Raw genomic sequence first — 23,277 nt, 5'->3', positions numbered from 1 at the left:
GCTAAATCAGTTTTCACACAATTAAGATGCTCATCGCTCTTTTTTAAGCTATAATCCTGTTATCACAAAGCCAACAACCCATTCTCCCTCATCACCTGAATAGGTTTAGAATACCAGAAAAGTTCAAAGTTTTCGTATTCCCGTTCGTAGTCCTCTTTAAGGTTTTGTAGGGTTAGGAGTTTTCCGTTTTCGGGTTTTAGGTCATTCAGTTTGTCTAATAACCAATTACCGTTTTCTGTCCCTAAATCTATTTCAAAAGCATCAGACTTAGTATGAAAAAGAACCCTTAGTTTCTTGGCGTTTTTCTTAAAAACCGAAGGTTCGGAACCCAGCCAAACTATTTTGGCATTCGGTTTTAAAAGGAAGGCATCTTGCTCATCTAGGGCATCCATTATCAGGTTTTTGGGAACGGAGGTTTTAGGTATTTTGAAGTCAAACCACTCTTGAAGCGGGTATTCAAAACAGATGCCATGCATATAATTAAAGAGCGATTTTTTCAGCCCAAAACTAAATTTATCATGATCTATGCCCGTGCTGTCGGTAAACTGGATGTCGTTATTGGCAAAGCTTATATCTTGATAGTCGGCCACTATACCAAAGGCCTCAGGCTTAAGCCCAATAGGGCTATGTGCGGTCAAGGCAAACTGATGCCAAAAGCCAGATTGGAGCACGCCTAATTCAAACATTTGACGCACCATTTCCAGGCTATCTACCGTTTCTTGAATGGTTTGGGTAGGATAACCATACATCAGGTAGGAGTGAACCATAATGCCAGATTCTGTGAGGTTTCTAGTCACTTGAGCCACTTGTTTTACCGTAACACCTTTGTCTATTAAAGCTAAAAGTCGGTCAGATGCCACTTCTAAACCACCCGAAATAGCAATGCAGCCAGAAGCTTTTAGAAGTTTGCAGAGGTCTGCCGTAAAGTTCTTTTCAAATCTTATGTTAGTCCACCAAGTTACTACCAGTTTACGTTTCAGTATTTCCAAAGCCAATGAACGCATCAATGCTGGCGGAGCAGCTTCATCCACAAAGTGAAATCCTTTTTCGCCAGTTTGTGCTATCAGCTCTTCCATTCTGTCTACCAGAATTTTGGCGGCTATAGGTTCATATAGTTTTATATAGTCTAGTGAAATGTCGCAGAAAGTGCATTTTCCCCAGTAGCAGCCATGAGCCATGGTGAGCTTATTCCAGCGGCCATCACTCCACAGGCTGTGCATGGGGTTGGCTATTTCTATCACCGAGATGTAGCTGTCAAGCCATAAGTCACTATAATCTGGCGTTCCTACTTGTGCTTGTTTGTAATCTGCTTTCGGACTATTGTTGGTATAAGTTACTTCATTCTCTACTAAATGAAACGTCCTTTTCAGTTCTAGTTTTTCCTGTTGTCCTAAAACATGTTGACTTAAAAGCTCTAGTGGCAATTCGCCATCATCTAAACTGATGAAATCAAAAAAATCAAAGACCCTTTTATCTTTTACACTTCTTAATTCTGTGTTTGGGAAGCCACCACCCATGGCGGTCTTAATATGCGGATAGTTTTCTTTGATGTACTGAGCACATCTAAAGGCACTATATAAATTGCCAGGAAATGGCACCGAAAAGCAAATAAGTTTAGGTGCTATTTCCTGAATTCTTTGTTCCAAAATTTCCAAAGAAACTTCGTCTATCAGCGTTAGTTCGCCTTGCAGGTAATCGTAAAGCTCGTCAAAGGCATTCGCACTCCGTCCTAGTCTTTCGGCATATCTGCTAAAACCGAAATTCTCATCCACACATTCTTTAATAAAATCAGAAAGGTCTTCTAAGTATAAGGTGGCTAAGTATTTGGCTTTATCTTGGTCGCCCATACTACCAAAAGCCCATTCTAAATCATTGATTTGCTCAAAACGACTCGCTTGCGGAAGAAAGTTTTCGGTACAAATTTGTTTGGCAAATGTTTGGCTATGCCCTTGCAAAAAATGAATAACCTCTTCTATGGTTTTTAGATATTCCTCTCTGAGGCAATAAATACGCTCCGCGTTTTCCGTAGAAATGGTGTCGTTTTCATAAGCCATTTCAAAGATGCTAGCCAAGTTTTCCTTAGAAAAGAGGGCTAAAATAACCTCAATGCCCAAATCCATTTGAAAGGCAGAAATGCCCTTTGTTTTTAAAAAACCTTTAATGTAAGGCGTGGCAGGGTAGGGTGTATTTAACTGTGTAAAAGGGGGCGTTATGAGTAAAAGTTCTTTCAAATCTTGATGTAAGTAAATTGCGGAGCAAAGTACGGGGTTTTATTTCTGTTATTATTAGAAACCTGAGACGAACTAATAAATGGCGTAATAGCTCCAGAGGAGCGAAATGTGAATAGCAAAAGCTCAAATAAAAAACGTTTCACCTTTGGAGATTAGCATTTTAAAGAAAAAACAAACTCCGAACCTTTACCTAGTTTCGATTCAAAGGAAATTGTTCCGCCTAACTCTTCGGCTATTCTTTTTACAATGCTTAAGCCGAGCCCAGAAGTGGTTTCGCCAGAAGTAGGAGATGCAGAGGTTTGACCATATTTAGTAAAAAGTTGGCTTTGTTCTGCTATAGGAATACCAACACCGTAGTCTTTGATTTTGAAAAGAACATTTTCATTTTCCTTTGCTAAAAGTACATCCACTTTAGATTTAGGATGAGAGAATTTTAAGGCATTTGAAATAAGGTTTTCCAAAGCTCTTCTAAGTAAGGAAGCGTCGGTTACTATTCTTTGGCTCTCCTCTAATTCAGATAGAAAGTTAATTTTAATGCCTTTTCCAGATGCCGCAGGGGCAAAATCTTCTATCAATTCAGTAGTGAGCATAGTGGGGTCAGTTTCTGATAATCTCAGCTGATGCGTATTGATTTCTATTTTTTCAATATCCAGAATGTTATTAATCATCTGCTGCCCATAGTGGGCTGTTTTGGCTATCATTTCTGTGGCTTCTGCCACTTTTAAAGGAGATGTTCCGATGCTTTCTTGTAATATTTTATTCCATAAGGCTATGGTGTTAAATGGGCTGCGGAGGTCATGGGAAACTATGCTTATGAGGGTATTTTTTTCCTCATTAAGTTCGGTGAGTTTATCCTTTTGTTGGTTTATTAAACTGTTTTGATGGGCCAACTTACGATTTTTGATTCTGTTTTTACGCAGCGAAAACGCAATAACACCAGTGAGTAAAGCGGCCATTATTAGACCTAGTATGAGCAGATTTTGCTGGGTCTTTTTAGCGGTTAATTCAGCGTTGAGGAGTTTGTTTTCACGCTCTCTTTCTTCTACGTTGAAAGTTTCCTGGAGTTCGCTAATCTTATCATTGGTCTGTTGGTTTAAGATTTTCTCAGAGACCGCCTTGGTTGCTTGCTCCATGGCTAGGGCTTTTTTGAATAGTCCTTGTTCTTCATAATTCAAGGCTAAGGCTTGATAGCTATCTTTTCTGAAAGGGTCGCTGTCGAGGGTCTCGGCCAGTTCCAGAGCATTAAGCAAGTGCTTTTCGGCCTCTTTAAACCGCCTTTGCTTGTTTCTTAGCGACCCATAGTTGATGTAATTATGCCATAGGTCTCCTTTTTTGTCAATTTTCTTACACAGATCAATGTTTTCCAGAATCATTTTTTCTGCCTCTGAGAACTTACCTTCGGCTATTAAAAATGTAGATAGGTTGGTCTTTAAATTCACCATGCCTAGACTGTCACCCGTTTCTTCTTTGAGTTTTAAGGACTGTGTAAACATCAATAAGGCCGAGTCTTTTTTGCCTATCTGATTGTACGTAGAACCCAAGTTATTATAAAAGGTTGATAGGCGTCTTGGCTGTTCTTCTCTGAATATTTTGTCTTGAATAGCTCGGAGATAGATTTTTTTAGCCTCATCATGCCTACCCATAAAAGAATAAAGCCCTCCCAGATCACCGTAAGCCATTATTATTTCATCCTTGAAGCCTTCTTTTTGGGCAACGGATAAAAACTTAAGCATAAATTCAATGGCTTTATCATAATCGCCTTTATAGTCATAAGCCCAACCCTTAAATCTATAGCCATAGATGGCTCCTAGTTTGTAGTCTATGCTAAAACCTTTTTTCTCAATTTCGTCTGACATCAAGATCAGGGAATCGGACTTTGACTCGTCCATGCCTAAATACTGCGTATAATAGATGAGACTATCTACATAGGCGATGTCAATTTTCTGAGCCGACGAAAATAGTGGAGTAACTAATGCAAAAAGGAATAGGAGTTTTCTCATATCAATCCATTATTGACCGCAATTTTAATTAAACCCACAATGTTGTCAACCCCGAGTTTCAACATGATGTTTTTCCTGTGACTGTCTATGGTGCTTACACTTACAAATAGACGTTGAGCAATTTCAGCACTTGACAGCTCTTGTGTAACTAATTTGAGTACATCAATCTCTCTTAAGCTTAATAGGTTTAAAATTTGACCATCAGGAATAGTTGTCGTATTGATGCTTGTATCTTTGCCATATCTTTTTCCGAAATATTCTCCACCATGGGCTACTTTTCCAATGGCTTCATGAAGTATTTCTAACGGGCTATCTTTAAGTATATATCCTTGAAAACCTATTTTACTTAGTTTGTTAAAGTACTTGTTTCCTCTAATTAAAGTGAGATAGATAATCTTAAGTTCTGGTTGTATCTGTCTAATCTTAGCAAGTAAAACTTCTGGTTTCTGATCAGGTAGCTGGAGGTCTAAAAGGAGCACATCAGTATCGTTTAAAGGCAGATTTTCCAAAAGAGCACAACCGGAAGAAAAGGTGTTTGAAATAGAAAAGTCTTTATGAGCAGCCAGAAGCCCTTGAAGGCCCTTTAAGAAGATTTCGTGATCGTCTACTAATGATAGGCGGGTCATTTATAATTGGTCTGTTTTACAATTGAAGATAGACAAAAAAAGAAGATGAAATCAAATTGGGTAACTGATTTCATCTTCTCGAACGATAAAATGGAAATTTTATCTTAATGGTATGTGGTGTGGAGTGCCTATTTTGCTCTAATACCTCAAATTTCCCCAATATGGATTACGGCGAGAGGCAATACTGTTTTTTAAATGTTCAACTATGAGCGTATTAAAAGAGCTGAGGGTAATTTCTTTGCCCTTCATTTTTTTAGGAAGAGTGATTGTTACCGGTTCATCTTTCAATTCCAGTTTTTCCGCTTCTATGAGTACTAAGCCATTATTGATTTCCATTCCTAGGATTAAACCAGGTAAGCCATAATAAGTCTCAGGCCCCGCTGAAACGGGAATATCGGCAGCAAACCATGCAACCACCTCATAGTTTTTTATGGTATCCTGGGTTACGGCTTTCATACATAAATGACCTTGGATTTCTTTTAATTCATTCATGACCCGCCATTTGGTAGTTTGAAGTTCATCTTTGATGAGGTAGGTTTTACCCAATGTTCCATAATATTCTAATAGTGTTTTCTCTTTGAAATTTCTATAAACCAAAAAGTCATTTATACGAGCATACTGGCCTGCCACATCTTCAGAATTATCATACTCATAAAGGCTTTCGTCACCATTAAAAGCTAGTTTCATTTTATTAGAGTATCCTTCCAGGTTTCCCCATGTTAGTGTTTCTCTGTCCTTTTCTTCTTGACTCAAATAAGGCAGGTTGGCATATATCTCTGCCCAAAATGCGGTGTATTTATATTGTACATTTCCTGAGCGTTTCTGGGCTAAAGAGGGCAGAGAGATTAAGAAAACTAGAGCAATTAATATTTTCTTCATGGTATAATTGATTTTAGTAACGTTGAGTGATTTTATCAGATACGCCTCTCATGTTATAAGTAAAACTCAGCATAAAGTATCTTGAAAGGGTTTGTGTTTGTCTTGTAGAAACAAAGTTTTGGCTCGCAAATTGGCTTATTCCTAAGTTCTTTTTGAAAATATCATAGGCAGAAATTCTAACCTCAGCTTTTTTCTTTTCTCCAATCAATTTATAAGCAGAAAGATTCAAAATTGGGATTTTCTGGTCGAAACCGAAATTCTCATTTTTATAAATGCGATAGTTTAAGTTAGAGGAAAAAAAGAAACTCTTTGGCATTTTAATATTCATCTCCGTATTATAGTTACTGCTAGTGATGGTTTGGTTTTGTTGGGAGTTTATAGAATATGCTGTTTTACCAATACTCCAATAAGCATTTGCATAAAACGTAAACCAATCTATCGGAGTTAAACTTAATCTTGAACCAAAATTGTAATTGTCAGAATTGGTCTCATTTAAAACATCATTTATTTTGCTGAGATATTTACTATATCTAATATTGGCGTTAAGGTTCATCGTAGCCTTTGTTTTCTTTAAAGGAAAGCCAAAGTAAACACCAGAAGAGAAGTTTTCTCCACCAGATATATTTACGGGTTTAGTGGTAGTTATGAATAATTCAGGGTCAATATTCTGGTTATAAATAATCTGGTTTACATTATAAGAATAATCAGCGTTAAGGAAAAGATTAATGAATTTTACAGGGTTATAGATATTAAACCTACCTCCAATTCTGTGGGTTACTGCAGGTAATAAATCTGGATTTCCTTCTCTTATATATAGTGGGTTACTATTGTCTACAATAGGCTGTAGGTCATTTGTAGAAGGGGCATCTACCCCCATATTATAATCAAAATAGAAAGACTTATTGTTTTTCATTCTAATGGAAGCGGCGGCATATGGCGTCCATGTGTCATAGCTTTTACTAAAACTAATATCCCGAAATCCTGTCCATGATCCTTGTAAGTTTCCGTCAATTTGATAGAAAACCTTAGCAAGTCCAGAAGTGATATTAAGGCCTTTATTACTGTATCTTATACTAGAGCCTATTCTGTTATATAAGATATCATTGGTGTAAAATCTGGTTAAAGATAGATTGGTTTCATCAGGTTTGTTTTCAAAACGGTCCGTTACATTTCGGTCTACTTCGGAATTTGCTATGCTGAAATTATAGAAGGTTTCCCATGAGAATTTCTTAGCAAAGGGCTCAATGAAAAGTATGCTAGATTTTAATTCATTGGATTTGCTATCAGAATTATTTAATTGATTTATACTTTTGATAAAGTCATTGTTTTCAGTGCTAGCATAGAATTCGTTGACAGATTCTTGATAGTTTTCGGAGTCATTATTGCTCAAATTGTAGGCACCGCTCCAAGAAAAATTTCTACCTTTTTTCTTGAATTTATGTCTATATAGCAATGTAGAAGAAACCGCGTATGAAAGTACCTCAGAGCTATTGTCAATATTGGTGATGTTAGATTTAAAACCATCGGTCTTGTATATTTCTTGGAAACTTTGGTATGCTAAATCTCTATTTCCCAATCTTCCGTTTCCGATAAAAGTGATGGTATTGAGTGAGTCTAGTTCTTTATTTGCCCTCACACTTGCTCTATGATTACCACTAAAATTAATTTGACTGCTTTGGTCGGTAGCTCTGTTACTGAGTGTGTTGGAGAAAAAGTTCTCTCTGTTTTGGAATGCATCCAACGTTTGGTTTCTCTGATTATAAAAGTAATTGGCACTTACTTCATCTTTTTTGTGCGTGTAATTATAATTTATTCCGCCTGCCGCATTGGTAGAAAAGCCATCTCCGTTTGAGCCTCCTACAGGTATAGAGAAGCTGTCGTCGTCATTATTAAAGTAGAAATATCTGTTATTGCTACCATTAAATCCAAAATCGCCGTCGTCTCCCCATTGGAAGGAATTAGAACCTTTGAAATCTTGATAATCGTCCCACGACATACCCGTTTGGTTGGTGTTGTTCCCAAATCCTATCAAAGAAAATTGATTTTTGGTATCAAATTTATTGTAGTTTCCACTGGCAGAAGCTCTGGAATCGGTACCAACACCTGCGGTTACTTTTCCAAATCCACCTTTTTTGGCATCATCCTTTAATTCTAGATTGACGGTTTTTTCTGTTTTTCCATCGTCTATCCCCGTTAGTTTTGATTGTTCAGATTTATCATCGAAAATTTGTACTTTTTTTATGATATCTGCCCCTAAATTTTTGGTGGCCATTTTGGTATCGCCACCAAAGAACCTCTTGCCATCTACAGTCACTTTCTGAACGTCTTGTCCTTGGGCTCTTACACTTCCATCTTGTAGAACTTCAACGCCTGGCAGCTTACGAAGCAAATCTTCTACTGTAGAGCCTGGTGGTACTTTAAACTTACTGGCGTCATATTCTATGGTATCACCTTTGATACTGATGGGAGCACGTGCTGTTTTTACCACCACTTCGTAAAGTTCCTTAGAGATAATTTTAAGTTGGATTTGCCCTAAATGTATGGCATCTGATTCGTCTGGTGAAATAAGCTGCTGATGGGGTAGGTAACTAACGTAAGTCGCCTTTATTAGATAGTTTTTTTTTGGAATGTTTTTGAACGAAAAATGACCTTCGTCGTCGGTTAGTGTGTAAGTAACGAGTGCGGAATCTGCGGGTAAAAGAAGTAGTACTGATGCAAAACCCAAGGGGGCTTTTGAGGTGTCTACTACGGAGCCGTCGATGTCAAATTTGTTGGACTGGCTAAAGCTAAATTTGGAAATAAGCAAAAGGGCTCCTAGAAGGAGTAAAGTTTTATTCATGGTTACGGGCTGGAAAAGTGGATAAAAATTAATACTAAAGGAGGAGTTTGGGTCTTTAAGTTGGAGGTTTATGTTAATTAATACTTTTTCTACAAACGTAACTAAAATGTTAGTTATTGAGTAGTATTTTCAATAATTTTTTAATGCTATTGTTACGTATATTGTTAGTATTGAAGTAATTGATGGTTTACTTACTTATTCAAAACCTTCATGAGCTCTGCAATCATTAGGGCTGTGGCACCCCAAATCCATTGGCCTTGAATTTCAAAACCTGAAGTATACATGGGCTGGCCACGGACAATGATATTTCTTCTTTGAAGTGTTTCTGGTAGAGAAAATTCGGACCAAGGAATTTCATGAATGGCGGCTACTTCTCTTTTGTCTGGAAAGAATGTGGGACGGTAATCTAGTGTGCCTATAATGGGTTTTACCCAATAGTTAGAAGGGGCAATATAAACTTCTGTTAGGCCACCAATAATGTTTACATCTAAAGCTTTTAGTCCTACTTCTTCTTCGGCTTCTCTGAGTGCTGTTCTTTCGTATGATTCATCTATTTCTTCCATTCTACCACCTGGAAATGCCATTTGACCACCATGGGTGCCGTCATAAGGAGGTCTTAAAATTAATGGAAGAAAGATGTCGTCTTGATGGGGGTAAAAAGCGATAAGGACGGCACTTTTTTTAATTCTTTTAAAATTAGGCTTTGGTCTTTTGTTTAAATCATATCCATTTCTTACTAAGAACTCTTCGTGCCCAGGAAGGGGTTCTTTCAGTTGATTTTCTAAAAAGCTTATAAAGGAGTTATAATTCAATTTTTGGGCTTTACCATTCATCTAATACTAACAAAAATCGTTAATTATCTGAGCAGTAGAAAGTCCAATTACTTATAAATTTTCACTAAGGCCTCTGCACAGCGTTCTCCATCCATGGCAGCACTTATAATTCCGCCGGCATATCCTGCTCCTTCTCCGCAAGGAAAAAGCCTTTTGGTGCTGATATGTTCTAGGGTTTCTTTATCACGTGGAATTCTTACTGGAGAGGAGGTTCTACTCTCTACACCTATCAATTGTCCCGCTATACTGTTATATCCTTGCATCTTTTTGCCAAAGGCAATTATCCCTTCTTTTAAAGGCTCAGCTATGTTTGGGGGCAAAACGGCATTCATATCTACCGCAATCAAGCCGGGCTGATATGAGGTTTCATTTAGAGATTTGGAAACTCTTCCGCTTAGGAAATCGGGAATGAGCTGAGCGGGTGCCAGCTGCGAGTCGATTTTCTTAAAGTCAGCATTATGGTCTTTTATGGTGCTTTCCCAAGCTTTTCTTTCTACACTTTTCTGAAATTCTAAAGCGGCCAGTGGGCCAAATTCACTAAAATCTTTCCAGTCAGGCTCGTTTACAGCAACTACAACGCCAGAATTGGCAAATACAGAATCTCTTCTGGAAGGGGACATGCCATTCACCACTATTTCACCCGGTGCGGTGCTGGCAGGTACAATAAAACCACCTGGACACATACAAAAGCTAAAGACACCTCTTTTAACACCCTTATAATTTGTTTGCGATACCAAAGAATAAGAAGCCGCAGGCAAAATTCCTCTTTCATTTTGGTGGTACTGACAGCTATCTACAAAGCTTTGTGGATGTTCTATCCTTACACCCATGGCGTAAGATTTGTTTTCAAGAACTATTTTTCTGTCGTGAAGCAAATGATAAATGTCTCTGGCAGAGTGTCCTGTGGCCAAGATGACACCAATGCCTTCAAAAGTTTTACCCGATGCGGTAACCACGCCCTTCATTTCGTCTTTCTCTAAAATGAAGTCGGTAACCTTGGTCTCGAAAAGTATTTCACCGCCAGCCTTTAGGATACTCTCTCTTAATTCGGAAACGACCTTAGGAAGTTTATTGGTACCGATATGTGGGTGAGCGTCGACCAGAATCTGTTCTGTGGCACCATGAGCCACTAAAATTTCTAAACTTCTATTGATATCACCTCTTTTTTTGGAACGGGTATAAAGCTTCCCATCAGAGTAGGTACCCGCTCCCCCTTCACCAAAACAATAGTTGGAATCGGGGTTTACAATGTGTTCTTTATTAATGGCTGCCAAGTCTCTTCTTCTGGCTTGAACATCTTTCCCTCTTTCTAAAACGATTGGCTTTACGCCCAATTCAATAAGCCTTAAAGCGGCAAAAAGTCCTGCCGGACCGGCACCTATCACTATGGCTTGTTCAGCGGAACTTACATCTTTATAGTTTTTTTGAAACTCAATATTTAGAGGAAGGGGAGAAGAAGAAACTTCTACCTGAAGATTTATTTTAACTTGTTTTTTTCTCGCATCCACAGACTGCCTTCTAACGCGATGATAAAAATCTGAATGACTTAGTTTAAGCTCTTTTTGTAAAAAAACTTTTAAATTCTGCTCGTCTAAAGCTACTTCTGGGTCTAAAACAAGTGTTAATTCTTTATACATATAGAAAGGTGTTTATCCTTTAATTTTTCACAAAGGTAGATTTTACCGCCGGATCAACGAATGGAATTGTTTGATTTTTAGTTGATAAGTCAACTTTGAAGTTTTATAAGTTTTGGAATCTCATTCGAACGCCAATAGTTGTTGAAAAATAATCAAGGAACTTAGTCTATCAATTTGGTAGATTAATGAAATTTAAATTATCTTTGTCCTATCTTTGTGATATGTCCTATTTCGGAAACATTAAGAAAGGTTTAAAGACGACTGCCAAAGGCATGAGTCTTACCTTAAAACATTTGGTAGACGCACGTTTTTCTCGAGCAGAAAAACAAATAACCGATGTGGATTTCTTTGAGTTGGATAAAGGCCATGTCACGATTCAGTATCCTCATCAAAAAATAGATATTCCAGATCATGGTAGGAATCAGTTGGATTGTGAAATCGATGATTGCATCGTTTGTGACAAATGTGCGAAGATTTGTCCCGTAGATTGTATTGAAATAGAGGCTATCAAGTCTCCAGAATTCATCAGAAATACTTCTGATGGTTCACCGGTGCGTCTCCATGCTGCCAAGTTTGATATTGACATGGCTAAGTGCTGTTTTTGTGGTTTGTGCACAACGGTGTGCCCTACAGAATGCCTTACGATGAACTCAGAGTATGATTATTCTGTGGTAGACGTTACTGATCTGAATTTTGCTTTTGCCAATCTTTCAGAAGAAGACGCCCAGGGAAAAAGAGACCTTTACAACCAGTTTGTAGCAGAAAAAGAGGCTCTGAAAGCAGAAAAACAACAAATTATAGCTAAAACGGACGCTGCTGATAAACCAGTGGGAAGACCAGTCTTTAGTCCGACTCAGAAAGCAAGCCCTCTATTTAAGCCCACTCCTAAGCCATCTGGAGATGCCGAGCCTAAAAGACCAGTGCTTAAACCGTCTGCAAAACCTGCAGCTTTAGGAAATTCTGAAGCTCAAGATAAGCCCAGACCCGTTTTTAAGCCAACGAAGAAGCCAGATACGGAAGAGCATAGTTCTGAAGCTATAAAACCAGCAGGCTTTGTGCCAAAAGCCAAGCCCGCTTTCAAGCCTTCTATAAAACCTAAGACGGAATCTACGGATGCTGAAACTAAAGCACCAGCGGCTAAGTTTGCTCCAAATAAACCATCTTTCAAGCCAACGCTAAAGCCAAAGGCGGATGCAGAAGCCGCTACACCTGAGGAAGTACCGGCAGCTAAGTTTGTACCCAAGAAGCCTGGTTTTAAGCCAACGTTAAAGCCTGAGGCGGATGAAGAAGCCGAAGTGTCAGATGCTAATTCAGAGGAGACAACGGCAGTTAAGTTTGTACCTAAGAAGCCTGGTTTTAAGCCAACGCTAAAGCCCAAGGTGGATGAAGAAGCCGAAGTGTCAGATGCTAATTCAGAGAAGACACCTGCAGTTAAGTTTGTACCTAAGAAGCCTGGCTTTAAACCAACGTTAAAACCTAAGTCGGAAAACCCTACAGATGCCGAGGCAAAACCGACACCCTCGGCTAAGCCGGCTTTTAAACCCAGTATGAAACCTAAAAAAGATTAAATGGAGGCATTAAACGCTTTATTGGAAGCGGAATGGTTGGCGAAAATACTTTTTGGTATATTTTCGATCATAAGTATTGGAGGAGCTGCTTATCTATTTTTCTCTAAAAATATTTTATATGGTGCTTATGGACTTTTGACTTCTCTTTTAGGAGTGGCCGGTTTATTTTTAATGGCTGGAGCCGAATTTATAGGTGTTTCTCAAGTGATGATTTATGTTGGAGGTGTGTTAGTCCTTATTATTTTTGGGATTATGCTTTCTGCCAACGGCAAGAATAAGGGCGAAGCCTTAGCCGTAGATAATGTCAATAATCTTCTTTCTCTTTTAATTGCTGCAGCTGTTGCCACAGGTTTGGTATTGATGGTTTCAAGACTTAAAATAGCACAAAGTGCATTGAGTTATGGGGAAGTAAATCATATCAATAAACTGGGTATGCATCTAATGACCTCGCATGTTTCATTATTAGAGATGATTGGCGTATTACTCTTGGTGGTACTCATTGGTGCATCTTACATTGCTAAAAAAGAGAAAATATGATAGAGAGTTCTTATTTCATATATGTGTCGGCTGTGATTTTTGCTTTGGGTTTTGCGACGCTTATTACCAAAAAGAATTTAATTATGATGCTTATGGGTGTGGAGCTCATGCTGAACGCTGTGAATATTAATTTTGTTGCATTTGCAAGAAATTCTGAAGACCCATTTGAAGGTCAAATTTTCAGTTTATTCATCATGATTATAGCAGCGGCAGAGGTAGCAGTAGCTCTCGCTATTATCCTGAAACTTAGGCAACATTATAAAACGATTAATCCAGATTTACTGGACGAGCTAAAAAATTAAGATTTTTTTTGCTTAAAAATAGAAATTCTGCTACTTTTGCAGTCCGAAATAAAGGAAATAATTTTTATTTATTTCAGGAATGGCTTCGTAGCTCAACTGAATACCTGCCTGTCGGCAGACAGGGAGTACTTGATTTAAGGAATGAAATATTATGTTTACATTCTAGTTTCATTAAAATCAGGAATTCGTTATGTGGGGATGACAGAGGATGTTGAAAGGAGATTGAAGCAACATAATAATGGAAAAAGTAGGTTTACAAAAGGTCATATTCCTTGGGAATTGAAATACTTTGAAGAACTTGCAACCCGAATAGAAGCTAGAGAAAGAGAGAAATTTCTTAAATCTGGCATTGGAAGAGAATTTTTAGATAGGATTTTGGCTTCGTAGCTCAACTGAATACCTGCCTGTCGGCAGACAGGGAGTACTTGATTTAAGGAATGAAATATTATGTTTGCATTCTAGTTTCGCTAAAATCAGGAATTCGTTATGTGGGGATGACAGAGGATGTTGAAAGGAGATTGAAGCAACATAATAATGGAAAAAGTAGGTTTACAAAAGGTCATTTTCCTTGGGAATTGAAATACTTTGAAGAACTTGCAACCCGAATAGAAGCTAGAGAAAGAGAGAAATTTCTTAAATCTGGCATTGGAAGAGAATTTTTAGATAGGATTTTGGCTTCGTAGCTCAACTGAATAGAGTACTTGATTACGGCTCAAGAGGTTCCAGGTTTGAATCCTGGCGAGGTCACATAGTTGTTTTATAATAACCTGCTAATAAATATTTTAGCAGGTTATTTTTTTGAGTGTAACTGGGGTCAAATGCAAAATTTGGGGGATGAGTTCTTTAAGCATAAATTTGACATAGTCTAAAAAGGAAGAATTCAATACTTCTAACACCACTAAGTCTGCTTCTAAAAGCTTTTATCTTGGCACGGTGCGACGTCTCGCATTGAAAGATTCTGCTGAAGCATTGGTACTTCTGTTATCAAAATAATTAAGAATAGTTCTGTAATGATGCTCAAATGTTCGAGCGATAGAATTAAAGGATTTAAAGCCTGCCTGCCTTACCTCTTCATGCCAATTGGCTAGTCGTGCTAAACCATATACTTGATCCACTTTATGAACGAATTTTTTAAAACAACTTAAAGGAAAATTTACCATCATAAGTACATGTAGCCATAACCTCACCAGCAGATCCTGACCTTTTTAACCGGAATCAGAAGAATTATTCCACCCCAGGAAATCAAAAGAACCTAAACTATTGGGAAATATCAGCATGTAGCTTTACACAAGCTTACACAGATCCAAGTCTTTCAACGGCGGAAAAAGAGGAGCTGACTGCCTCTTTAACGGATCTAATTGAAATGAACATGACATAGCTAATGAGATGTTTCAAACGTTTAACAATCTTAAACAGTTAGTGAGCCCATGCTCACAAGGTGAAGAAGACCGCAATTGCGATGCAGGAGGAAATTGAGCTTTAACGGTACTAGACGCACTAATAGGTGAAGGACTAGACCCAAATGAAGAACTGATGACTTTAAACAATCAAATTTATATGGCAGAAAGCCCTCGCTGTGCAAGGTCTTCCGACCTTGTACGTGTGGCAGGCGGTCTTCCAGACCGATATTAAGGAATTTCTTATATTACAATCATGATTCAAAGTCAAACGAAAGGAGGATATCAAATTAAGGTGGTATTCATTTTCTAACATTTACTGTTGTAGATTGGGGTAGACGATTTTAGTGCACCATTTGGATATTGACCAGTGGTAGAATTTATCATATAGGTCATAAGACCTATCAACACCAATACGAGGTCAGGAAGACCTCGCACAGCGGATAAACTAGCTTCTGTAAATCCTGCTTTTACTATTGGTGAAAACATATATATCAATAGAAACGGCGGAATTAATGAAAGTCTTTCTCAAAAATTTAATTTGTTAAGTACCTTGTTATATGAGAACCAGCACAGACAAAATAATATTGATAAGGTTCCGAAAAGCTTTTTGACGCACGCATTAGTTTATATGAAGGAGGTTGAAAACCCCAATTTTGTTAATTGCACTGATGCAAAACAGATGTCAACGATTGTTGGTGTCGGTCAACGATTACTTCATCATTACAACGAACAAGGGAGAACCAACACCGCCGAGGCTGTTCTTATTTATAATATGGGCTTAGTCAGCACCAAAACGAGTGACAGAATCAGGTTAACTTACACATATCCAGCGGGTAGCAGGGAAACCATTAAAGATTATGGATTAGAAATTAGATTTAATGGAACATGGATTTCAAACGAAGATTATTGAAAATATGACACGAGTATCAAAAATTACGGGGATTAGTATAATCCTAAGTATCGTTATTATTATGGTAAGTCCTAACCTTAATGCTATTCAGGCATATTTTCAGCTACAAAGTGGTTACTGGCAAGTATTTAGTTATGACTTTACCAAGGGTGAATATACTAAACCATTCAAGGCTAATAAAATGACTTTAAATGGTGAAGTTACTAGTTTCCATTTTAGAAATGATACGCTTTTTTCTCCTAATGATGATTATTTGAGAATTTCATGGGGCAATAGGTTAAAAACTCCTTGGGGTAGTTTCAAGATAATTGATGTAAAAAAGGATACTATTGTCTATGCAATTTTCAGCAGGCCATATATAATTAAAGATACGATTGACAGAGAGATAAAAACCGACGTTCCAAATGCATGGGAAGTTCTTTATATGACGAAAATGAAAAACCCTATCTTGCATGAATTACCATCTGAAATTGAAACTTATATTGGTTATTAGGAGAATTTAGGTTGATTATATTCCCCTCAGCAGTGTCTCCTAAAAGGGACACTGCGGTATTTATTATTACAGAATATAATGATTAAGTGACCTTGTAATTATCAAAACTCACGCTTCAAAAATCGTAAGTCGTTCTCAATAAAATATTCAAATAGTTTTAATTTCACAAAACTCGCTGTGCAAGGTCTTCCGACCTTGTACGTGTGACAGGCGGTCTTCAGACCGATATTAAGGAATTCCTTATATTACAATCATGATTCAAAGTCAAACGAAAGGAGGATATCAAATTAAGGTGATATTCATTTTCTAACATTTACTGTTGTAGATTGGGGTAGACGTTTTTAGTGTACCATTTGGATATTGACCAGTGGTAGAATTCATCATATAGGTCATAAGACCTATCAACACCAATACGAGGTCAGGAAGACCTCGCACAGCGGAATTCCAATTTTCAGAATTGTCAGGACGATTATAAGTTAAGTACCGTAACTGGTTTTGCGAAAAGGTTAATCCGAGAATACAATACTGGAATGCTTGATTTTGAGGATGGTTTGAAGGCAGAGATCTTAAAGGTCAACCAATTGAATATAGGTTTTGTTTTGACATTTGTGCCTAATTATTATTTAGATCATGCAACGATTAGAATAGACTTTAATAATAAGCATTATGAGATAAAAAATGATAAAAATATTTCAAGATATGGAGACTAGGAAGTTCATTGTTTTTCTTTTTTTAATATTGATTCTATTGTTTGGATCATTCCGAGTTTTAGTTTGGTATCACCTAAGTAATTTATCGTCTAAACTTTGGGAAGTTAAAAGTTATAATTCTAAACAGCGAAATTATGAAACAATTGGTTTTTTAAAATTCGATGGCGATTTGACTTATGAACATCCCCGTTATAAAGAGGATACATTTTTCGTAAGTAAAAAATTACCTTACAATGTTTTTGGTTGGCAAAATTTAGAAATGCAAGAAAGTATCAAAATGGTTTATCATTCTAAAGATTCGGTAGTTTTCATAACTGATTTGTGGAAGGATGATTGTCAATGTGATAAATCAAAAGCTCCAATAAAAACAAAGAGTTTTCGTAAACAGCTTATTTTTTTAAAACCTGTATTGGATCCTCTTATTATTTATGAAAAGATTGAAGTCTCTCCTCAGGATTTTTCTTTATAACAGGGGACTTTCTTCCTGCTTCCGTGTCTCCTGAAAATGGCATGGTGGCATTTCCCCCTCCGCAGTAAGCCTAAACGGCACACTGTGGTATTTTCTTTGCACAAATTCCATTACCCGAAACAGCCTAACATTAGATTTGCATAAATTGCAGCTGAGCCATTTTGGATATTGACCAGTGGTAGAATTCATCATATAGGTCATAAGACCTATCAACACCAATACGAGGTCAGGAAGACCTCGCACAGCGGATAAACTAGCTTCTGTAAATCCTGCTTTTACTATTGGTGAAAACATATATATCAATAGAAACGGCGGAATTAATGAAAGTCTTTCTCAAAAATTTAATTTGTTAAGTACCTTGTTATATGAGAACCAGCACAGACAAAATAATATTGATAAGGTTCCGAAAAGCTTTTTGACGCACGCATTAGTTTATATGAAGGAGGTTGAAAACCCCAATTTTGTTAATTGCACTGATGCAAAACAGATGTCAACGATTGTTGGTGTCGGTCAACGATTACTTCATCATTACAACGAACAAGGGAGAACCAACACCGCCGAGGCTGTTCTTATTCATAATATGGGCTTAGTCAGCACCAAAACGAGTGACAGAATCAGGTTAACTTACACATATCCAGCGGGTAGCAGGGAAACCATTAAAGATTATGGATTAGAAATTAGATTTAATGAAACATGGATTTCAAACGAAGATTATTTAAAGTATGACACGAGTATCAAAAATTACGGGGATTAGTTTCATTTTTCTATTGATATTGATTCTTCCAAACTCCAATAGCCTATTAGCATACTTAAAATTGCAAAATGGGTATTGGAAAGTTTATAGCTATGACTATTCCAAAGGTGATTTTACCAAGGCACATGCGGCATATGAATTAACTCTTTACGGCAGGTTAGCAAGTTTTCATTTTCGAAATGACACTTTGTATTCGCCATTCAACGACTATTTAAGAGTTGGTTGGGGTAATAAGTTAATAACGTCTTGGGGAAGTTATAAAATTATTGAGGTAAAAAAAGATACGATAGTGTATACAATTTTCAGTAGACCTTATATTGTAAAAGATACAATAAATAAAGAAGTAAAGATAGATGTACCTAGCACTTGGGGGGTTGTATATTTAAGTAAAATGAAAAACCCAATCCTTTCTGAATTACCATCGGAAATTGAAACATATATTGGTTATTAGGAGAATTTAGGTTGATTATATTCCCCTCAGCAGTGTCTGCTAAAAGGGACACTGCGGTATTTATTATTACAGAATATATAATGATTAAGTGACCTTGTAATTGTCAAAACTCATGCTGCAAAAATCGTAAGTCGTTCTTAATAAAATATTCAAATAGCTTTAAATTTACAAAACCTCCATGCAACTTAAATTCTTGGCTATTCTAGCCTTAGCTGCCATATCTTGTTCTAAAAATGAAGAGGTAGCACCTGCTAAGAATTACTTAGAAAAGTGTGTTATTCAGCAGGAGACAAAATTGAATTATGGCTCTATAAATACCGATGAAATTTATGAGTTTGATGAGTTTTTAAATAAAACCAATTACACTTATATAAATTCTGCTGGTACAGCATATATCTACACTTATCAGAATACTTATGAGGGTATTCAAATAAAGGAATCTATTATCTCTTATCAAGGCACAGAAAGTGGCAAAATAGTGTATGAATATCACAGAACAGGAGAGCTTTTCAGAACTACGGAGACCAAATTTAATGACCCTGATTTTCTACTAATTCAAGAATTTGATGTAGAAAACAGATTAACAAAAGAAGTAGAACAGGATGCGGCTAGCCATTCGGAGCAAATTCATACCTATGAAGGAGAAAATGAAATACTTTACCATTTTTTATATAATGGGGAGTCCGCTTTTAAATATGAGACATTCTTTAGACCAGATGGTCAAATAAGTCATGTTATTTATACTTCTGATAATTTAGGAGAAAGCCAAACCATGTACATTTATGATGATTCTGGCCTTTTGGCAGAAATAAAAAGAGGTGGAGAATCTGACGTCTTTATTTATGACAGTAATAATATTTTGCAGAAAAAAGTAAATGTGCTAAGGCTCTATACCACCACTTTTAACACCTATACCAAATACGAGTATAACCCTAAAGGTGAAGTAATAAAAGAGTATGAAAGATGAGAGCTCATACCGCCTAAAAGAAGGCTATGAATACCATGAAAGCGGTACGGTCAGCAGGCATGACTATTACAGTCAAACGGGAGACTTGTATTTAATGAAGAGTTCTTTTTGGAATGAAAACAATAAATATATGGGCGTCAAGTACTGGGATGAAGATGGCACTTTACGCTATGAAAGGGCAATGAAATATCTTTGTGCAGGTCTACTCCCAATAAGCATATTCTTCTTCTCTTTTTGCGGTCCATTGACCACCTACTAGCTCAGAAATAGTTCGGAGGGTTGGTTTGTTCTCTTCATCAGATTCAACATCTATTTTAGAAACTTTGTTTTGGAAATTAGACTTCACGGCCACTAAATTATTCTTAGAAAGAAACAAAACATCAAAAGTGAAAAGGGGGAACTCTGTTTCTATAAATTGATTAAAGTAATTGTCTTTTTCGTCATACTGAAATTCGAACTCCTCGTATTTCGCGATTTCTTGTTACGCTCATTCCTGTTTCCAAATCCTTCCATTTACGACGTTTTAAGTGAAGGAACACTTTGTAATTACGAATAGGAAAGTCTTGGATGGTTATTTCATCATAGAAGCCTTTTGAATGAAGTTTGGTTCTGATAATTCCTCTGAGGTCTCCAACTTCTCGCCTTAATAAATTCGCAGAATTTCAGTCCTTGTCGACCTTTATCGGATTGGAATTATCCACTAACAATTCAGGTCATAATAGCTTTGCTAATTCTGCCAAATCTTGACTTTTTAAGTTTTCTCAAAATTCAGAATTTCATAGCTACCCCCAACTTTTGTTCTTGATCCGTTAATTGCTACAAGATAGACACCATCTCTTAAAGCTGTTGAAATTCAATGAAACGCTAGGTGTAGATAATAGCTATCAGTATTCTAAAACTATCATTAAATATTGGCATAGTAGTATGAATTTAACAATAAGTGTTATATTGACACTTAAAATAGAAGAGAACTTTCACATTAAATTTTAATTTTGAAATTTTCTTTTCTAACAACATGAAAGGCAGTTGTTTATCAAATATTCAATAAGTAAAACATTGTAATTCATCTAATAAAACCAATCTAAATTATATTTCTAAATAAGCAGTAACTATTCAAACTTATGAAAAACCTTCATTTAAGCACATTATCATGCCTTTGCTTGGTGGCAATGTTCTCATGCTCTCAAGTATTACCCAAAAATTTAAAGGACTCCTACAAAGATGACTTTTTGATGGGTACAGCATTAGGAACTCCGCACATTCTCCAAAAAGACGCCAAAGCTGATGTAATAATCAAAGGACAGTTTAACGCTATCACACCAGAAAATATCATGAAAGCAGAGGTGATTCACCCTGCGATAGACAAATACAATTTTGAACTTTCAGATAAATACGTGAACTATGGTAAGGACAATAAGATGTTTGTGGTAGGTCATACATTGATATGGCATTCGCAGCTTCCTAGTTTTGTAAGTGAAATGACTAACGCAGAGCAGGTAAAAGGTTTTATGGAAGAGCACATCGCTACAGTGGTAGGAAGATATGCAGGTAAAATTGATAGTTGGGATGTAGTAAACGAAGCCCTTAATGAAGACGGTACGCTACGTGAATCGGTCTTTTCGAAAACGCTGGGAGAAGACTTTATTAAAGATGCATTCGTACTGGCTGCAAAAGCCGACCCTAAAGCTGAATTATACTATAATGATTACAATATTGAGCAGGCTGCTAAACGCAAAGGGGCGATAAAATTGATTAAAAAACTCCAAAGTGAGGGTGTCAAAATTGACGGTGTAGGTATACAGGGACACTGGAGCATCAATACTTTAGATTTGGCAGAAATAGAAGATGCCATAAAAGATTATGCAGCCCTAGGTATCAAAATTGCATTTACTGAACTAGATTTGACCGTACTCCCTAACCCTTGGGATTTGCAAGGTGCAGATGTGAACCAAAATTTTGAAGGAAGCGAAAAGATGAATCCTTATACTTCAGGATTGCCAGCGGAAATAGACCAAAAACTAGCAAATAAATACGAAGATTTATTCAAACTGTTTTTGAAATACAAAGATAACATCAGTCGTGTAACCTTTTGGGGCATAAATGACGGGCACTCTTGGTTAAATGGTTTTCCTATCAAAGGTAGAACTAACTATCCATTGCTTTTTGATAGAAATTACGAGCCTAAAAAGGCATATTTTTCAGTTATGAATCTTAAAAATTAGAACCCTTTAACCGTTGAGCTTTTATGAGTAATCAATCTCAAAAACTTTCTGTTTTAGAAAAAGTAGGCTATAGTCTGGGAGATTTGGCTGCTAATCTGGTGTTTCAAACACTAGTGACCTACCTGGCTTATTTCTATACAGATATTTATGGTCTAAAACCTGAAGATGCCACCTTGGTGACTCTTTTTGTGGGTCTTTTTGCCGCTTTTGTGTTTAACCCAGTGATGGGGGCCGTAGCAGACCGCACCAGTACTCGCTGGGGTAAATTTAGGCCTTGGATTTTGTGGACAGCCCTACCGCTCGGTTTAGCAGCATTATTAGCCTTTAGTACTCCTGATTTTTCTTATAAAGGGAAAGTCATTTATGCGGTTATCACCTATAGTTTATTATTGCTTCTTTATGCTGCCAATAACCTTCCTTACTCCGCTTTAAGTGGGGTTATCACTGGTGATATGGCGGAGCGTAATAGCATTTCAGCCTATCGTTTTGTGGCAGTGATGTTCTCGCAGTTTTTTGTGCAAGTGTTTATGTATAACCTCATCCTAAAAGCGGGTGATGGAGATAAAGCCGTGGGAATCGAAAAAGTGATGACCATATTGGCCATTGTTGGTACTGTAATGCTTCTGATTACCTTTTTTACCACCAAAGAAAGAGTTGTGCCTAAACCCGAGCAGAAATCCACTTTGAAAGAAGATTTGGGAGATTTATTTAAAAACATCCCATGGATCATCATGCTGGTAGTTACTACTTTGGTATTCATCACACTGGCACTTAAAGGTGGATCTTATGTGTATTATTTTGAAAACTATGTTAGTCAAGACGCCTTAACTGGCTTTTTGGCTCCATTAAAACCGTATTTGCCGGCCTTTGAAAATGACATTTCTATGGGTCTTGGTGTTTTTAACGGTGGTGGTATTTTAATCGGCCTTATAGGTATCATGCTATCCAAAACATTGGCAGATAAGTATGGAAAAAGAAATGTATTTGGAGCATCGCTCCTTGTCTCTACGCTATTCATTATAGTATTTTACTTCTTTCCGCCGCAGTCAGTAGGTCTCATATTTGGTTCTCAGATTTTACATATGTTTTTCTATGGCATCAGCACCCCTATCCTATGGACCATGATAGCTGACGTAGCGGATTATTCAGAATGGCTAAATAATCGCAGAGCCACGGCCATTATTTTCTCTGCCATGATGGTAGGTCTGAAAGGTGGCTTAAGCATTGGTAGCTCCTTGCTAACGCTAATTTTAGGAATCTTTAACTACGTACCTCAGTCGAGTAGCGAGCAATCTGCCGAAACCATAAACGGCATCAAAATGCTGGTGAGTATTTTTCCAGCGGTTCCATTTTTGATGGCTGTAGGGCTTTTATTTTTCTATAAAATAAACAAAGCCATGGAGTTGAAACTAGAATCAGAATTAAAAATCAGAAGACAAGAAAATTAAA

26 protein-coding genes and 1 tRNA gene are annotated in these 23,277 nt (G+C 37.1%); 16 read left to right on the top strand and 11 right to left on the bottom strand.

The window, feature by feature from the left end:
• Positions 1 to 62 precede the first annotated feature (62 nt).
• The 7 genes from ACSBFT_RS12775 to ACSBFT_RS12745 form a co-directional block, all read right to left on the bottom strand.
• Entirely contained in the window at positions 63 to 2,231 is a 2,169-nt protein-coding gene (locus tag ACSBFT_RS12775; RefSeq protein ID WP_489600923.1) for a B12-binding domain-containing radical SAM protein, read from the bottom strand.
• A gap of 152 nt (positions 2,232 to 2,383) precedes the next feature.
• Complete coding sequence (locus ACSBFT_RS12770) at positions 2,384 to 4,231, bottom strand: tetratricopeptide repeat-containing sensor histidine kinase (RefSeq protein ID WP_489600922.1); 1,848 nt, start codon at positions 4,229 to 4,231, stop codon at positions 2,384 to 2,386.
• Entirely contained in the window at positions 4,228 to 4,857 is a 630-nt protein-coding gene (locus ACSBFT_RS12765; RefSeq protein WP_489600921.1) for a response regulator, read from the bottom strand. Before ACSBFT_RS12765 ends, ACSBFT_RS12770 begins: the two co-directional genes overlap by 4 nt.
• 138 nt (positions 4,858 to 4,995) lie before the next feature.
• A complete protein-coding gene (locus tag ACSBFT_RS12760; protein ID WP_489600920.1) occupies positions 4,996 to 5,736 on the bottom strand; it encodes a GLPGLI family protein in 741 nt (246 codons plus the stop codon).
• A 13-nt stretch (positions 5,737 to 5,749) separates the two neighbouring features.
• Positions 5,750 to 8,575, bottom strand: a complete 2,826-nt coding sequence (locus tag ACSBFT_RS12755) for an outer membrane beta-barrel protein (protein WP_489600919.1) — start codon at positions 8,573 to 8,575, stop codon at positions 5,750 to 5,752.
• Between the two features lie 191 nt (positions 8,576 to 8,766).
• The gene (locus ACSBFT_RS12750) at positions 8,767 to 9,408 is read right to left on the bottom strand and encodes an NUDIX hydrolase (RefSeq protein WP_489600918.1); all 642 of its coding nucleotides are present in this window, start codon (positions 9,406 to 9,408) and stop codon (positions 8,767 to 8,769) included.
• A gap of 47 nt (positions 9,409 to 9,455) precedes the next feature.
• Positions 9,456 to 11,045 (bottom strand): NAD(P)/FAD-dependent oxidoreductase, encoded by a 1,590-nt coding sequence (locus tag ACSBFT_RS12745; RefSeq protein ID WP_489600917.1) that lies wholly within the window; start codon positions 11,043 to 11,045, stop codon positions 9,456 to 9,458.
• 185 nt (positions 11,046 to 11,230) lie between these two features.
• Between ACSBFT_RS12745 and ACSBFT_RS12740 the strand changes: the two genes are divergently transcribed.
• The 6 genes from ACSBFT_RS12740 (at position 11,231) to ACSBFT_RS12715 (ending at position 14,199) form a co-directional block, all read left to right on the top strand.
• Positions 11,231 to 12,613, top strand: coding sequence for a 4Fe-4S dicluster domain-containing protein (locus tag ACSBFT_RS12740; protein ID WP_489600916.1), 1,383 nt, complete (start codon positions 11,231 to 11,233; stop codon positions 12,611 to 12,613).
• Positions 12,614 to 13,150 carry an NADH-quinone oxidoreductase subunit J family protein gene (locus ACSBFT_RS12735; RefSeq protein ID WP_463047280.1) on the top strand — a complete coding sequence of 179 codons (537 nt, stop codon included), beginning with the start codon at positions 12,614 to 12,616 and terminating at the stop codon, positions 13,148 to 13,150.
• Positions 13,147 to 13,452 (top strand): NADH-quinone oxidoreductase subunit NuoK, encoded by a 306-nt coding sequence (gene nuoK / locus ACSBFT_RS12730; protein ID WP_463047281.1) that lies wholly within the window; start codon positions 13,147 to 13,149, stop codon positions 13,450 to 13,452. The genes ACSBFT_RS12735 and nuoK overlap by 4 nt, the downstream gene beginning before the upstream one ends.
• Before the next feature lie 141 nt (positions 13,453 to 13,593).
• Positions 13,594 to 13,839 (top strand): GIY-YIG nuclease family protein, encoded by a 246-nt coding sequence (locus ACSBFT_RS12725; RefSeq protein WP_489600915.1) that lies wholly within the window; start codon positions 13,594 to 13,596, stop codon positions 13,837 to 13,839.
• A gap of 50 nt (positions 13,840 to 13,889) precedes the next feature.
• Complete coding sequence (locus ACSBFT_RS12720; protein WP_489600914.1) at positions 13,890 to 14,135, top strand: GIY-YIG nuclease family protein; 246 nt, start codon at positions 13,890 to 13,892, stop codon at positions 14,133 to 14,135.
• Positions 14,126 to 14,199 (top strand) — tRNA-Arg (locus ACSBFT_RS12715). Before ACSBFT_RS12720 ends, ACSBFT_RS12715 begins: the two co-directional genes overlap by 10 nt.
• Positions 14,200 to 14,372: 173 nt before the next feature.
• Here ACSBFT_RS12715 and ACSBFT_RS12710 read toward each other — a convergent pair.
• Both ACSBFT_RS12710 and ACSBFT_RS12705 read right to left on the bottom strand, forming a co-directional pair.
• A complete protein-coding gene (locus ACSBFT_RS12710) occupies positions 14,373 to 14,567 on the bottom strand; it encodes a transposase (protein ID WP_489600913.1) in 195 nt (64 codons plus the stop codon).
• 591 nt (positions 14,568 to 15,158) lie between these two features.
• A complete protein-coding gene (locus ACSBFT_RS12705) occupies positions 15,159 to 15,338 on the bottom strand; it encodes a hypothetical protein (protein ID WP_489600912.1) in 180 nt (59 codons plus the stop codon).
• On the opposite strand from ACSBFT_RS12705, the gene ACSBFT_RS12700 reads away from it, so the two are divergent.
• The 4 genes from ACSBFT_RS12700 (at position 15,253) to ACSBFT_RS12685 (ending at position 17,434) form a co-directional block, all read left to right on the top strand.
• Positions 15,253 to 15,762 (top strand): hypothetical protein, encoded by a 510-nt coding sequence (locus ACSBFT_RS12700; RefSeq protein WP_489604838.1) that lies wholly within the window; start codon positions 15,253 to 15,255, stop codon positions 15,760 to 15,762. The genes ACSBFT_RS12705 and ACSBFT_RS12700 overlap by 86 nt on opposite strands.
• Positions 15,731 to 16,255, top strand: a complete 525-nt coding sequence (locus ACSBFT_RS12695; protein ID WP_489600911.1) for a hypothetical protein — start codon at positions 15,731 to 15,733, stop codon at positions 16,253 to 16,255. The genes ACSBFT_RS12700 and ACSBFT_RS12695 overlap by 32 nt, the downstream gene beginning before the upstream one ends.
• Before the next feature lie 530 nt (positions 16,256 to 16,785).
• The gene (locus tag ACSBFT_RS12690) at positions 16,786 to 16,965 is read left to right on the top strand and encodes a hypothetical protein (protein ID WP_489600910.1); all 180 of its coding nucleotides are present in this window, start codon (positions 16,786 to 16,788) and stop codon (positions 16,963 to 16,965) included.
• Complete coding sequence (locus ACSBFT_RS12685) at positions 16,934 to 17,434, top strand: hypothetical protein (protein ID WP_489600909.1); 501 nt, start codon at positions 16,934 to 16,936, stop codon at positions 17,432 to 17,434. The genes ACSBFT_RS12690 and ACSBFT_RS12685 overlap by 32 nt, the downstream gene beginning before the upstream one ends.
• Here ACSBFT_RS12685 and ACSBFT_RS12680 read toward each other — a convergent pair.
• Entirely contained in the window at positions 17,429 to 17,728 is a 300-nt protein-coding gene (locus ACSBFT_RS12680) for a hypothetical protein (protein WP_489600908.1), read from the bottom strand. The two genes, ACSBFT_RS12685 and ACSBFT_RS12680, sit on opposite strands and share 6 nt — an antisense overlap.
• On the opposite strand from ACSBFT_RS12680, the gene ACSBFT_RS12675 reads away from it, so the two are divergent.
• The 4 genes from ACSBFT_RS12675 (at position 17,634) to ACSBFT_RS12660 (ending at position 19,865) form a co-directional block, all read left to right on the top strand.
• Positions 17,634 to 18,188: a hypothetical protein gene (locus tag ACSBFT_RS12675; protein WP_489604837.1), complete on the top strand. Its 555-nt coding sequence runs from the start codon at positions 17,634 to 17,636 to the stop codon at positions 18,186 to 18,188. The genes ACSBFT_RS12680 and ACSBFT_RS12675 overlap by 95 nt on opposite strands.
• Complete coding sequence (locus tag ACSBFT_RS12670) at positions 18,157 to 18,639, top strand: hypothetical protein (RefSeq protein WP_489600907.1); 483 nt, start codon at positions 18,157 to 18,159, stop codon at positions 18,637 to 18,639. The genes ACSBFT_RS12675 and ACSBFT_RS12670 overlap by 32 nt, the downstream gene beginning before the upstream one ends.
• A 178-nt stretch (positions 18,640 to 18,817) precedes the next feature.
• Positions 18,818 to 19,606 (top strand): hypothetical protein, encoded by a 789-nt coding sequence (locus ACSBFT_RS12665; RefSeq protein ID WP_489600906.1) that lies wholly within the window; start codon positions 18,818 to 18,820, stop codon positions 19,604 to 19,606.
• The gene (locus ACSBFT_RS12660; protein ID WP_489600905.1) at positions 19,596 to 19,865 is read left to right on the top strand and encodes a hypothetical protein; all 270 of its coding nucleotides are present in this window, start codon (positions 19,596 to 19,598) and stop codon (positions 19,863 to 19,865) included. The genes ACSBFT_RS12665 and ACSBFT_RS12660 overlap by 11 nt, the downstream gene beginning before the upstream one ends.
• Positions 19,866 to 20,046: 181 nt before the next feature.
• On the opposite strand, the gene ACSBFT_RS12655 is transcribed toward ACSBFT_RS12660, so the two are convergent.
• A complete protein-coding gene (locus tag ACSBFT_RS12655; protein ID WP_489604836.1) occupies positions 20,047 to 20,160 on the bottom strand; it encodes a hypothetical protein in 114 nt (37 codons plus the stop codon).
• 567 nt (positions 20,161 to 20,727) lie between these two features.
• Here ACSBFT_RS12655 and ACSBFT_RS12650 point away from each other — a divergent pair.
• Both ACSBFT_RS12650 and ACSBFT_RS12645 read left to right on the top strand, forming a co-directional pair.
• On the top strand, positions 20,728 to 21,828 hold the full coding sequence (locus ACSBFT_RS12650; protein ID WP_489600904.1) for an endo-1,4-beta-xylanase: 1,101 nt from the start codon (positions 20,728 to 20,730) through the stop codon (positions 21,826 to 21,828).
• Positions 21,829 to 21,851: 23 nt separating this feature from the next.
• Positions 21,852 to 23,276, top strand: a complete 1,425-nt coding sequence (locus ACSBFT_RS12645) for an MFS transporter (RefSeq protein ID WP_489600903.1) — start codon at positions 21,852 to 21,854, stop codon at positions 23,274 to 23,276.
• Position 23,277: the final 1 nt, after the last annotated feature.

Source organism: Arcticibacterium sp. SM2516 (assembly GCF_057914865.1).
This window is presented reverse-complemented; position numbering and strand designations above follow the sequence as displayed.

Coding starts and splice junctions, on each gene's coding strand:
- ACSBFT_RS12760 (WP_489600920.1), bottom strand. CDS start 5,736: ATGAAGAAAATATTAATTGCTCTAGTTTTCTTAATCTCTCTGCCCTCT.
- ACSBFT_RS12645 (WP_489600903.1), top strand. CDS start 21,852: ATGAGTAATCAATCTCAAAAACTTTCTGTTTTAGAAAAAGTAGGCTAT.
- ACSBFT_RS12740 (WP_489600916.1), top strand. CDS start 11,231: ATGAAATTTAAATTATCTTTGTCCTATCTTTGTGATATGTCCTATTTC.
- ACSBFT_RS12695 (WP_489600911.1), top strand. CDS start 15,731: ATGGAACATGGATTTCAAACGAAGATTATTGAAAATATGACACGAGTA.
- ACSBFT_RS12650 (WP_489600904.1), top strand. CDS start 20,728: ATGAAAAACCTTCATTTAAGCACATTATCATGCCTTTGCTTGGTGGCA.
- ACSBFT_RS12720 (WP_489600914.1), top strand. CDS start 13,890: ATGAAATATTATGTTTGCATTCTAGTTTCGCTAAAATCAGGAATTCGT.
- ACSBFT_RS12690 (WP_489600910.1), top strand. CDS start 16,786: ATGCTTGATTTTGAGGATGGTTTGAAGGCAGAGATCTTAAAGGTCAAC.
- ACSBFT_RS12685 (WP_489600909.1), top strand. CDS start 16,934: ATGATAAAAATATTTCAAGATATGGAGACTAGGAAGTTCATTGTTTTT.
- ACSBFT_RS12725 (WP_489600915.1), top strand. CDS start 13,594: ATGAAATATTATGTTTACATTCTAGTTTCATTAAAATCAGGAATTCGT.
- ACSBFT_RS12705 (WP_489600912.1), bottom strand. CDS start 15,338: ATGTTTTCACCAATAGTAAAAGCAGGATTTACAGAAGCTAGTTTATCC.
- ACSBFT_RS12750 (WP_489600918.1), bottom strand. CDS start 9,408: ATGAATGGTAAAGCCCAAAAATTGAATTATAACTCCTTTATAAGCTTT.
- nuoK (WP_463047281.1), top strand. CDS start 13,147: ATGATAGAGAGTTCTTATTTCATATATGTGTCGGCTGTGATTTTTGCT.
- ACSBFT_RS12660 (WP_489600905.1), top strand. CDS start 19,596: ATGAAAGATGAGAGCTCATACCGCCTAAAAGAAGGCTATGAATACCAT.
- ACSBFT_RS12755 (WP_489600919.1), bottom strand. CDS start 8,575: ATGAATAAAACTTTACTCCTTCTAGGAGCCCTTTTGCTTATTTCCAAA.
- ACSBFT_RS12770 (WP_489600922.1), bottom strand. CDS start 4,231: ATGAGAAAACTCCTATTCCTTTTTGCATTAGTTACTCCACTATTTTCG.
- ACSBFT_RS12665 (WP_489600906.1), top strand. CDS start 18,818: ATGCAACTTAAATTCTTGGCTATTCTAGCCTTAGCTGCCATATCTTGT.
- ACSBFT_RS12735 (WP_463047280.1), top strand. CDS start 12,614: ATGGAGGCATTAAACGCTTTATTGGAAGCGGAATGGTTGGCGAAAATA.
- ACSBFT_RS12680 (WP_489600908.1), bottom strand. CDS start 17,728: ATGTTTTCACCAATAGTAAAAGCAGGATTTACAGAAGCTAGTTTATCC.
- ACSBFT_RS12670 (WP_489600907.1), top strand. CDS start 18,157: ATGACACGAGTATCAAAAATTACGGGGATTAGTTTCATTTTTCTATTG.
- ACSBFT_RS12765 (WP_489600921.1), bottom strand. CDS start 4,857: ATGACCCGCCTATCATTAGTAGACGATCACGAAATCTTCTTAAAGGGC.
- ACSBFT_RS12745 (WP_489600917.1), bottom strand. CDS start 11,045: ATGTATAAAGAATTAACACTTGTTTTAGACCCAGAAGTAGCTTTAGAC.